The 11,532-nt window shown below is 40.1% G+C and carries 8 protein-coding genes and 1 pseudogene; 4 read left to right on the top strand and 5 right to left on the bottom strand.

The features are described from left to right. Positions 1-123 precede the first annotated feature (123 nt). The 3 genes and pseudogenes from P20480_RS08150 to mrcB all read left to right on the top strand — a co-directional run bounded on the left by P20480_RS08150 (position 124) and on the right by mrcB (position 4,188). The gene (locus tag P20480_RS08150; RefSeq protein ID WP_004587162.1) at positions 124-462 is read left to right on the top strand and encodes a P-II family nitrogen regulator; all 339 of its coding nucleotides are present in this window, start codon (positions 124-126) and stop codon (positions 460-462) included. Between the two features lie 9 nt (positions 463-471). Beyond that, positions 472-1,701: an ammonium transporter gene (locus tag P20480_RS08155; RefSeq protein WP_008130095.1), complete on the top strand. Its 1,230-nt coding sequence runs from the start codon at positions 472-474 to the stop codon at positions 1,699-1,701. 142 nt (positions 1,702-1,843) lie between these two features. Beyond that, positions 1,844-4,188 (top strand): annotated as a pseudogene (mrcB, locus tag P20480_RS08160) (penicillin-binding protein 1B). 72 nt (positions 4,189-4,260) lie between these two features. Here mrcB and P20480_RS08165 read toward each other — a convergent pair. The 5 genes from P20480_RS08165 to P20480_RS08185 all read right to left on the bottom strand — a co-directional run bounded on the left by P20480_RS08165 (position 4,261) and on the right by P20480_RS08185 (position 10,861). Beyond that, a complete protein-coding gene (locus tag P20480_RS08165; protein ID WP_008130091.1) occupies positions 4,261-6,102 on the bottom strand; it encodes a methyl-accepting chemotaxis protein in 1,842 nt (613 codons plus the stop codon). A 179-nt stretch (positions 6,103-6,281) separates the two neighbouring features. Then, positions 6,282-7,562 (bottom strand): glutamate-1-semialdehyde 2,1-aminomutase, encoded by a 1,281-nt coding sequence (hemL, locus tag P20480_RS08170; protein WP_008130089.1) that lies wholly within the window; start codon positions 7,560-7,562, stop codon positions 6,282-6,284. Positions 7,563-7,595: 33 nt separating this feature from the next. Further along, positions 7,596-8,612 (bottom strand): aspartate carbamoyltransferase, encoded by a 1,017-nt coding sequence (locus P20480_RS08175; RefSeq protein ID WP_006791507.1) that lies wholly within the window; start codon positions 8,610-8,612, stop codon positions 7,596-7,598. 116 nt (positions 8,613-8,728) lie between these two features. Further along, positions 8,729-9,163 (bottom strand): CopD family protein, encoded by a 435-nt coding sequence (locus P20480_RS08180; protein ID WP_006791506.1) that lies wholly within the window; start codon positions 9,161-9,163, stop codon positions 8,729-8,731. Positions 9,164-9,178: 15 nt separating this feature from the next. Then, positions 9,179-10,861: a chloride channel protein gene (locus P20480_RS08185; RefSeq protein WP_006791505.1), complete on the bottom strand. Its 1,683-nt coding sequence runs from the start codon at positions 10,859-10,861 to the stop codon at positions 9,179-9,181. A gap of 320 nt (positions 10,862-11,181) precedes the next feature. Here P20480_RS08185 and erpA point away from each other — a divergent pair, with 320 nt between their 5' ends. Further along, complete coding sequence (gene erpA / locus P20480_RS08190) at positions 11,182-11,520, top strand: iron-sulfur cluster insertion protein ErpA (RefSeq protein ID WP_006791504.1); 339 nt, start codon at positions 11,182-11,184, stop codon at positions 11,518-11,520. Positions 11,521-11,532: the final 12 nt, after the last annotated feature.

Below are 11,532 nucleotides of genomic sequence, written 5' to 3'. Positions count from 1 at the left end.
TTTTTTATGGTGTAGTTTAGTTTTAAAGGTTAAGTTGTTGTTTTTAAATTAAATTAAATAGTGGCACAAAGGTTGGATTATGTTACCCAACAGGATAACAATAAAGAGTCCGAGGGGGCCGCTATGAAAATGATTAGTGCAATCATAAAACCATTTAAATTAGACGATGTGCGTGAAGCGCTCGCTGATTTAGGAATTGAGGGGATGACTGTAGTTGATGTTAAAGGTTTTGGACGTCAACGAGGTCATACAGAGCTATATCGTGGTGCAGAGTACCAAGTCGATTTTATTCCAAAGATCAAACTTGAAATTGCAACTCGTACAGAAAACTGTCAGCGCGTTGTTGAAGCAATCACAAAAATTGCATCAACAGGCAAAATTGGTGACGGCAAAATTTTTGTGTACGACTTAGATCAAATAGTTCGTATCCGTACTGGCGAACTTGACGAAGAGGCAATTTAAGAGGGGCTTATGGAAAATACAATTGTAGAACTTAAATTTTCACTCGATACATTTTACTTTTTGATATCGGGTATATTAGTTATGTGGATGGCTGCGGGTTTTGCCATGTTAGAAGCGGGCTTAGTTCGTTCTAAAAACACCACTGAAATTTTAACTAAAAACATCGCGCTTTATTCAATCGCGTGTACCATGTTTTTGTTAGTTGGTTACAACATTATGTATGTAGACAACGCTGAGGGCGGAATTATGCCATCACTGGGCGCGTTAATTGGTACGCAAGCTGCTGATGCCGACCACTCTTTAGAGTCTGACTTTTTCTTCCAAGTAGTTTTCGTTGCAACAGCCATGTCAATTGTATCTGGTGCGGTTGCTGAACGAATGAAACTATGGGCTTTCTTAGCATTTACTGTTGTTTTAACTGGTTTTATCTACCCAATGGAAGGTTACTGGACATGGGGCGGTGGTTTCTTGTCTGAAATGGGCTTTGTTGATTTTGCAGGGTCTGCCATTGTTCATGGTGCAGGTGCAGCAGCAGCACTCGCTGGTGTAATTTTACTAGGTGCTCGTAAAGGTAAATACGGAAAAAATGGTGAAGTTTATCCAATTCCAGGTTCTAACTTACCGCTTGCTACTTTAGGTACATTTATTTTGTGGATGGGTTGGTTTGGTTTTAACGGTGGTTCACAGTTATTACTATCTGATAAAGAAAACGCAACGGCTGTAGGTCAAATCTTACTTAACACTAACGCGGCTGCGGCAATGGGTGCAATTGCAGCACTATTTGTATGTAAAGTATTATGGGGCAAAGCTGATTTAACAATGGTACTTAATGGTGCGTTAGCGGGCTTAGTTGTTATTACTGCAGACCCTCTTTCACCTTCTCCATTAATGGCTTGTCTACTAGGCTTACTAGGCGGTTCATTAGTTGTATTTAGCATTATAGCTCTAGACAAAATTAAGATTGATGACCCAGTAGGTGCTATTTCTGTACACGGTGTATGTGGTGCACTAGGTATTATGCTGGTTCCACTTTCAAACGGTGATGCAAGCGTTGTTAATCAGTTAATCGGCTTAGTAACTATATTGGCATTTGTTTTTGTAGCATCGCTTATTGTGTGGGCTATATTAAAATACACAATGGGTATACGTGTTACAGAAGAAGAAGAGCTTAACGGTATGGATCAGCACGACTGTGGTGTAGAAGCTTACCCTGAGTTTGTATCTGTTCGTAATAACTAAATTTATATAGTGTGTTCATCAAAGCTCTACTTTAGGTAGAGCTTTTTTCGTTTCAGGGAAGGTTAATTTTTCAGGTGTTAGGGTATGGCCAATATGCTAAGCTCCCCTTTGTAAATAAACCGTTGGAACACATTACACTTACATGGCTGATAATAAAAAAACACCTAGTAGTAAAACCCCTTCAAAGCGTGCAACGAAAGCAAGCAGTTCGCCACGTAAAGCTAAACCCAAATCTACAAAAAAAACGGCAACTACTGTTGTTAAACGCTCATTTATGAAGAAAAATATGGTCTAGTTTTTTGGAAGCTAAGTTTGGCTGTTTTTATTGCTATGGCCATGTACTTTATTTATTTAGATTCAAAAACCACACGTGTATTTGAAGGAAATAAATGGCAACTCCCCGCTCAAGTGTATGCGCGTGCAATGCTGTTTTACCCAGGGCAATTCTTGTCAAGTCAAGAAGTAGAATTTGAACTCGAACGTCTAAATTATTCATCGGTTAATAGGCTTAGCCGGACCGGCCAATACGTAAAAACGGCCGATAGCATTAAAATTTACCGACGAGAGTTTGAATTTTATGATGGGCTGGAGGAGTCTAAGGTTGTTGAACTGCGTTTTGCAGGACAAAAGGTAGCCTCTGTAAAAGATAAATTTGGTAGGCGCTTGAACAACGCCCGATTAGAACCTGTTCAAATAGCCCGCATTGGTAACGATTCGAAGCAAGATAGAGAATTTGTTCCCCTTGATAAGTTTCCTGCTATGTTAAAAGACACTTTGCTAGTAGTGGAAGACCGTAATTTTTATGAGCACCACGGTGTATCTGTTTTTTCTATTTTACGCGCTTTATATACCAATATTAGAGCAGGGCGAACAGTCCAAGGCGGTAGCACGTTAACGCAGCAACTCGCTAAAAATATATATTTAACCCGTGAACGTTCGCTGCTGCGAAAAATCAATGAGGCGTTTATTGCGCTTATTCTTGATTATCGTTACTCAAAAGACCAAATATTAGAGGCCTACTTAAACGAGGTTTATTTAGGTCAATCTTATAACCAAGGCGTGCATGGCATGGGCTTGGCGTCTGAGTTTTATTTTTCAAAACCAGTAGATGAGCTTGAATACGATCAAATAGCGTTGCTAGTAGCGATGGTGAAAGGGCCGTCTTATTACAATCCTCGCCGCTACAAAGAGCGCACTATGGAGCGTCGCGATTTAGTACTTCGCCTCATGGTAGAAAATAAATTAATAAGCACAAAAGAATACCGAGCATCCCTTAAGCGCTCAATAGACATTGCGCCAATGAAAGAAAGTTTACAAAAATCATACCCAGGGTATTTAGAACTGGTGAACCGTGAATTAAATAAATTACTACCCGACCAGCAAATACTAGATGCTGGGGTTAGGGTGTTTACTTACTTTGATTTACAAAAACAAACAGCAATGGAAAACTCGGTTGAGAAAAGCTTACCTTATTTAGAGAAACGCCCTAAAACAGATAAGCTTGAGGTTGCTATGATCTCTGTAAATTCAGATAAAGGTGGCGTATCGGCCCTTGTAGCAGGGCGTGATGTTCGATATTCGGGCTTTAATAGAGTGCTGGATACAAAAAGAAATATAGGGTCTTTAGTTAAGCCTGCAGTTTATTTAACAGCACTACAATCACCAAATTATAATTTAGCCACATTACTTGATGATTCGCCGTTACAGGTAACAAACGAAGAAGGTAATGTATGGCAGCCTGAAAATTTTGATCGCCAATACCGTGGTGCAATCCCGCTTTATCAAGCATTTAGTAATAGTATTAATATTCCTGCTGTTAATTTAGGCTTAGATATAGGAGTGGATAAAGTTGCAAACACGCTTAAATCACTCGGAGTGGAAGGTCAAATAGATGAATACCCGTCTTTACTCTTAGGTGCTTTAGAGTTATCTAGTTTTGATGTTGCCCAGCTTTACACCACCATAGCAAATGACGGTGAGTATAAGAAGTTAACATCCATATCAGCACTTACTGATTCTGTAGGTAACGTGCTATACAAACATCAAGTAAGTGCAGAGCCTCGTTTTGATGAAGCTTCTGTGTACATGACCAAATATGCAATGAAGCGTGTAACAAAAGACGGCACAGCAAAGCGATTAAACTTACACTTTCCGTCTATTCAACTAGCCGGTAAAACAGGGACTAGCAATGATTTACGTGACAGCTGGTTTGCAGGGTTTGATCAAAACACGGTAACCGTTGCATGGCTTGGCCGCGATGATAATAAAAGCACCGGTTTAACTGGCAGTGTCGGGGCACTAGAAGCCTATATCCGTTATTTAAAACCACTCAACCCACAAGCCATTGCCGATACTCGCCCCCCTTCAATCCGTTGGGCCTTTGTAAACGAGCACACAGGTAAACAAGCTCCTCCAGGATGTGGCAAAGTGATACAGCTTCCATTAAGAGTGAGTGAATTTGAGCCAAGGCCTCGCTGTATAAAATGATAACTCAAATAACAAAGCCGCTATTTAGCGGCTTTGTTATTTATAGATATTTAGCGCTATAGATATTAAAAGCTAAGACTTAAAAAAGCGCATTGACGTTGTTAAATCATTCGATAAGCGTGAAAGCTGCTCGGCGTCTTGCAGCGTTGATTGCGCTGACACTAATGTATGATCAGCTAAGTTATTAACTTCTTGCGAGTCATTAAGTGCCTGAGTCGTCGCGTTGGCTTGCTGTTTAACTCGTTCAGCGATGACCTCGCCTTGATGCTTTATATCACCCATACTACTTTCTGCGCTTTGCAGTACTGTATTTGTTTGGTTTGCGGCTTCGACAGATAACTCCATTTTTTCAACGCTTGAACGCATTTTAACTTGTGTATCGTCAGATGCCTTTTGCAGTGAGCTAATAATTTGGTGAATTTCTTGTGTTTGTGTTTGTGTGCGTAATGCAAGTGTTCTTACTTCGTCTTCAACTACCGCAAAACCACGTCCGTGTTCACCCGCTCTAGCTGCTTCTATTGCAGCATTGAGTGCTAATAGGTTTGTTTGGTCGGCAATTTCACTTATCCCTTTACTTACTTTACTAATTTCTTGGCTATCTTGAGCTAGTCGGTCAAGTGCTTGCTGACTTTCGGTAAACTCCATTTTTAAATCTTGCATGTATTGAGCAAGCTCCATGGTATTGCTCGACCCCTGTTTTACATGCTCAGCGGCATTTTGTGCAGTAAGTGTTGCCTGATGGGCTGATTCTTCAATTATATGTGCAGTTTGCGCCATGTCGCTTAATGCATGGCTAATTGCATTTACCCGCGTTTGCTGTTTTATTACATCGTCACTGGTTTGACTACTGGCATGCGAAAGAGACTGAGTGGCATCGCATAACTCTTTGGTGCTGGCTTTAACATCTGAAAGTAGATGTGAAAAGGCATTGAGTAGGGCGTTGTATTGCTCAGCAATAACGCTCATTTCGTCACTCCCGATTGAGTTAAGGGTTGCCTTTAAGTCACCGTTAGCTGCTTTAGTGGCTGCTTTAGTGAAGCGACTTATGGTGTCAACGACTGCAAAATAAAACCCAACCATTAAATAAAGAGCAAACAGTAAACTTATTATAGAGGCGATCAGTACAGTGTTTTTGGTCCACTGCTGGGTTTGTATTTTATTACTAATTAACGATTCTAGAGTTGGAATACTGATGTTGATTAAAGCGCTAATATTTTTTTGAACATTGTCAGTGAGTGCTGAAAATTCACGCTGAGTTAACTCTATGTCGTCGGGTTCCAGTAGTTTTTTATCTATCGCGTTCTTAAATGCTGAGACTGATTTTTGTAGTTCATTTAAAGTGGGAGAGAGCGCTTTATTTACCGATTTATCCGCTGACGTTGCAATAGCAAGTGTTTTTAAAAGTTGCTGCTCAAATTGGGGTAACGATTTACTTAGGTTTGAAAGTGCAATAAAGGTATCTGGAGTAAATTGGTTATTGTTCAGTACTGTATTTGCGCTCGCGGCAGTTAGGTTTATTTGAGTGATAAAAGCAGGTACACGGGTTACCAATACACGATTTAAATAGGCGCTGGCAAGTTCGCTATCTAGCGCTAAGTTAGATTGAATAGACACAAGCTCAAGGACATCGTCTACTTCGCTGTCTTTAATTTTAAAGCCCAGCGAGCGTGCCACATTTATATTTTTATCGGTTGTCCCTTGTATTTGATTAGTAAGTATTGCTCGATAGCCTTTTAAACCTTGTTGTTCCATTTTCGATACATCAATACTTTTACTCAATAACGACACCAGAAAAAACATGCTTAGTGCAAGTGGGATCAAGAGAATGCCAAACGTGATGCTTATTTTAGTTTTGTATTTTAGATTCGCCATTAAGCGCATTGCAGGCGCAGCTAACTGCCGTAATCCAGACATAAGACTCTCTTGTATTTAATAAAGTAGGGTGAAGATAAGTAGACCTTGTTATGCTTAATTATCATTCAATTATATCAATTTACAAATAAAAAAAGCCCTTAAAGGGCTTTTTCAATCTTTAGTATTGATTGCTTGTTTTAAAAGTAGGTATATAAACCCCGTTTAGGCAATACTTGCGATTAAAGCTTTGCGAAACAGCGCTCTGCTGCAGCTATAGTTTCTTGTACTTCCTGTTCCGTGTGCGCAGCACATACAAAGCCAGCTTCAAATGCTGATGGCGCAAGGTATACGCCTTCTTCAAGCATAAGATGGAAAAAGCGTTTAAAACGCTCTAGGTCACACTCAGTCGCTTGTTTGTAAGTGGTTACCTTTTCAACATCAGTAAAGAAAAAGCCATACATGCCGCCCGCGTAATTTGTTGTAAGTGCGATACCTGCTTTTTTAGCGCCTGCTTCAAAGCCTTCACATATTGCTTTTGAAATAGCTTCTAGTTTGTCGTGTAATCCAGGCTCACTTAATAGCTCTAATGATTTTAAACCTGCAGCCATGGCTATTGGATTACCAGACAGTGTTCCGGCTTGATATACTGGGCCAACAGGAGCGATGTAATCCATAATTTCAGTTTTGCCGCCAAATGCGCCTACCGGCATGCCGCCGCCTATTACTTTACCTAAACATGTTAGGTCAGGTTTTATGTTGTAATACGCTTGTGCACCACCAAGAGATACACGAAAACCGGTCATTACTTCGTCAAAAATAAGCACCGATTTGTATTCATCACATACTGCGCGCAGGCCTTCTAAAAAGCCTTCAACAGGTGGAATACAGTTCATGTTACCCGCTACCGGTTCAACGATAACACAGGCAATTTCGTCAGCGTATTTTTCAAAAATAGCTTTCACTTCTTCAATGTTATTAAACGATACTGTTAATGTGTGTTTAGCAAAGTCTTCAGGAATACCTGGTGAATTAGGCACGCCCATAGTTAAAGCACCTGAGCCCGCTTTAACTAAAAGTGAGTCGGCATGGCCGTGGTAACAGCCTTCAAATTTAAGAATTTTGTCACGATTAGTAAAGCCACGCGCTAGGCGAATTGCGCTCATAGTTGCTTCGGTACCTGAGCTAACCATGCGAACTTTTTCAATTGAAGGTACAAGCGCTTTTACTTTCTCAGCCATTAAAATTTCAGCTTCAGTTGGCGCGCCATAGCTAAGGCCGTTTTCAACTGCTTCATGAACCGCTTGTTTTATAGCCGGGTGATTGTGGCCCATGATCATTGGGCCCCACGAACCTACGTAATCGATATAACGATTACCATCGGCATCAAAGGTGAATGCACCTTCTGCTTTTGTGATAAATAATGGTGTGCCACCTACGCCATTAAAAGCGCGCACTGGTGAGTTTACGCCACCAGGAATAGAGGTTTGAGCGCGTTCAAATAAGTCTTGGCTAATTGTCATGAAAAATCCTATAAATTGTCACTTAAAAAAGGGTTAGCTGTCGCGTTTGCGGCTAAACCAAGGCACGTCTACTTCATATTGCTCAACTTTGTTTTCTACGCCGAGCGTTAAAGCAAACAATGCCATACGAATTAATACGCCGTTTTGTACTTGGCGAAATATAGCTAAATTGTCGTTGCTGTTTAAGTCGTTATCAAGCTCATTAGCTTCAGTACGACTATCACGAGGAAGCGGATGCATTAGCACTGAATTAGGCTTACAGTGTGCGTTATAAATTGACTGGCTAATTCTAAATCCGCCACGGTATTTATTTGCTTCTTCTTGAGATGGAAAGCGTTCTTCTTGAATACGTGTTTGATACACGATATCGGCCGCTAAGTTACCTTCCATTTTGTTCACTAGCTCTATTTTATGGCCAGCATTTTCTACTGCATCTAAAATACTGGTTGGCATTTGCAAGCCATCGGGTGCCACCATTGAAAATTTAACGTTTTTGTAATGGCACAGTAGTTTTGATAACGAATGAACAGTACGACCGTATTTTAAATCGCCAACCAAAGCGATGTGCATACCATCAATATTTTGATCAAAGCGGTGTAACTCACGTTCAATAGTAAGTAAATCTAGCAGTGCTTGAGTGGGGTGTTCATTTGGGCCGTCACCGCCATTAATTACAGGTACGGTACAGCCTTCGGCAAATTCACTAACCGAGCCTGCGTCTGGGTGGCGCATAGCTACCGCATCTGCATAAGCTGAAATAACACGCGCTGTATCGTATAAAGATTCACCTTTAGCAAGAGCTGAACTTTGCATACCTGTTGTTTCACGCACGCCTCCACCAAGCAGGTTAAACGCGGTTCCAAAACTAACGCGCGTACGTGTGCTGGGTTCAAAAAACAAATTAGCTAAAATGGCGCCCTCAAGCACCGTTGTTTGCTTTTGCTTTTTAGCATAAGGCTCCATCTTTTTTGCTACTGCAAAAATACGTTCAATGCAGTCTCTGTCTAACTGATTAACAGACAGAATATGTTCACCTTGGAAACTTAACATGGGGTTATTCCTAGTTTTTCAAAAGGGCGCGATAATCCATAATATGGGGCACGCAATCGCGCATATTAGATTTTAAGTCGTGTGTAATTAATGCGGTATTTTTTATACCAAATAGCTTAAAGGCTCGGCTTAATTACTGCCAGTGCAACTATAATAAGTAATGCAATAACAGGTAATTCATTAAAAATTCGGTAAAAACGATCTGTTTTAGTATTTCTGTCGTGTTTAAAGTCGGCTAGTAATTTAAAGCAGTACGCATGGTATAAATATAAAATTATAACTAGCACTAGTTTATAGTGCAGCCACATACTGTATTTAAACCATTCACGGCCATATTCCACAATCGTTAGTACACCAAAAACAGCCGTTAAAATAGCAAATGGCGTTACAAAATAAAGGAGCCTGCGTTCCATTACTTTTAGCATAGAGTTACATGCACGCTCTTGGCTCATTGCGTGGTAAACAAATAACCGTGGTAAGTAAAAAATGCCTGCAAACCATGCAATCATAAAAAATATATGCAGCGTTTTATAAATCAGTAATGCACTCATAATAACCCTTATTATTTATAGTAAGCTGTTACGGATGGTTAAAATATGATGAATTTGATCCCAACGTAACAGCCCCATTATTTGTTGATTATCTAACAGGTTGTATACATATAAAGCGCCACTGCGCTTATCTTTTAGTATATCAAAGGCATCAGCTAACGTTGCTTGACTGCTAATACCTTGTAAGTTTACATAGTTCAGGTTGATTGCTTGATCAGACATTAAGCTTAAATCGTATTCTGCAAGTCGATACCCGTTTTCTTCGTCAAACACAATCAATGGCGTTTGGCTGTCCATGGCATCGAGTGTATTTTTTATTTGCTCTTTGTCGTTTGAAAACAGCAATTTAAAGTTTTCATCCATATCATCCATAATTCCCACCTTTTGTAGCGCCTCTGTGGCAGGGGAAACATGATAGGGAAGCCCCTGAAAATCAAGTTGCTGCAAAAATATAGAGCGATTACCAAACACTTGTAATGCGGTTACATAAGCTGTTGTTATCACAAGCATCGCTGGAACAATTATTTCTGGCGACGATGTAAGCTCCATTACTGTTGTTAGCGCTGCAAGTGGTGCATGTAATGTGGCAGCCATTAACCCAGCCATGCCCAATACACCATAAGTTCCGGCAATATCAGTACCAGGGCTAATAAACTGAGCAAAAAACGCCATCATAGTCCCGACTAAAACGCCTAACCCAATAACAGGACCAATTAACCCTCCCGGTATGCCCAAACCTATAGCAAATAAAGTTGCTAGTAATTTAGCAATTAAAATAGTGGTGAGTAATTGCACATTATCTGGCGACTCCACCGCAATAGCTATCGCGCTCATGCCAGATCCCATTGCTTGGGGAACGGCATAAGCAATTAAACTTGCGATACAACCTGCAATGAGTAAACGAGGAAACATACTTAAAGGTTTAAATGTTTTAATAATTAACATTAAGTTTTGATTAAAGCTGTATGCAATAGCGCCCAGTGCCATACCGCATAAAATTAAATATGGATAGTGCCAACCACTCAAGGGAGCAATTGTTATGAGTGCAAGTTCTGATCCTCCCCCAAATACGAACTGAGTAGCAAGTGCACCTGTTACTGCAGCAAGCATAATAGGGACAAAAATATGAACTTTGTATTCTCTTAACACGACTTCCATAACAAAAATAACGGCGGCAAGAGGCGTGTTAAAGGATGCTGCAATACCCGCAGCAACTCCACAGCCGCTTAATGTACGCATGGCATTGTGTGGTAAGTGGAGTTTATCGGCTAAAATACTGGCGCCCGTTGCTCCCATATGTACCGATGGGCCTTCTCGCCCAACCGAAAAACCACTGATTAATGCCAAAGCCCCCCCAACAAATTGGTTGAGTGTATTGTATAAAGGCATTTGCCCGTAATGACGTTTAATACGATGAATAACGAATGGGATACCTAACCGATAATGTTTGAAACCAGTAAAAGCGGCAAATGACGCAATTAAAAATGCTGCAATTAAAGGCATTAAAACACGTTCAAGAGTTGGCAAGGTTGTAAAGTCGTCTGGGGTTTCTAAAAATAAACTTTGAAAAAAGAGAATTGTTAAGCGGAATAAAATAATAAAAAATGCAGCAATTAACCCAGCAACTACGCCTAAAAGGCATAATTGTACAGATGTTTTAGGTTGTGCGAGTCGACGCCTGAGCTGCTCCAGCCACATGCATTTTTTCCTCAGTGCATTTTTCAGCTGTATTTTAGCAAAAGCCAACCACTAAGTCCTTGTGATTTTATAAAATTATTAACTTAAATTAGCTATTTATGGCAAATAATAAAACGGAGTTTTTTAGTTAAAATAATTACTTGTTTAACATGCCACTAGTTGCATATTAAAGTGCTGTTTTTTTCAGTCAATATAAGCGATATACAGTCATTTTTAATGTATTTATGGGTATAACTTAGAGCAAAGCGTTAATTGACTATACTTGATTAAAACACTCGGGTATTAGATAATCACGCCATTACGATATTGAGGGTTTTAAAATGTCAGAAGAATTACCAATTCAGTTTAGCGATGCAGCAGCTGTTCGTGTTAAACAATTAATCGATGAAGAAGAAAACCCAGAACTAAAACTGCGTGTTTACGTAACGGGTGGTGGATGTTCTGGCTTTCAGTACGGTTTTACTTTTGATGAAAAAGCAAATCCTGGCGATTTAGAAATTGTAAAAAATGGCGTAACGCTAGTGGTTGACCCTATGAGTATTCAATATTTAGTTGACGGTGTAGTTGACTATACTGAGGGCTTAGAAGGTGCACGCTTTTTTGTATCTAACCCGAACGCAACAACCACATGTGGTTGTGGTGCAAGTTTTAGTGTGTAAACACAGACTAAT

It is taken from the genome of Pseudoalteromonas sp. BSi20480 (assembly GCF_000241365.1).
GTDB classification, from domain to species: Bacteria; Pseudomonadota; Gammaproteobacteria; order Enterobacterales; family Alteromonadaceae; genus Pseudoalteromonas; species Pseudoalteromonas marina.
This window is presented reverse-complemented; position numbering and strand designations above follow the sequence as displayed.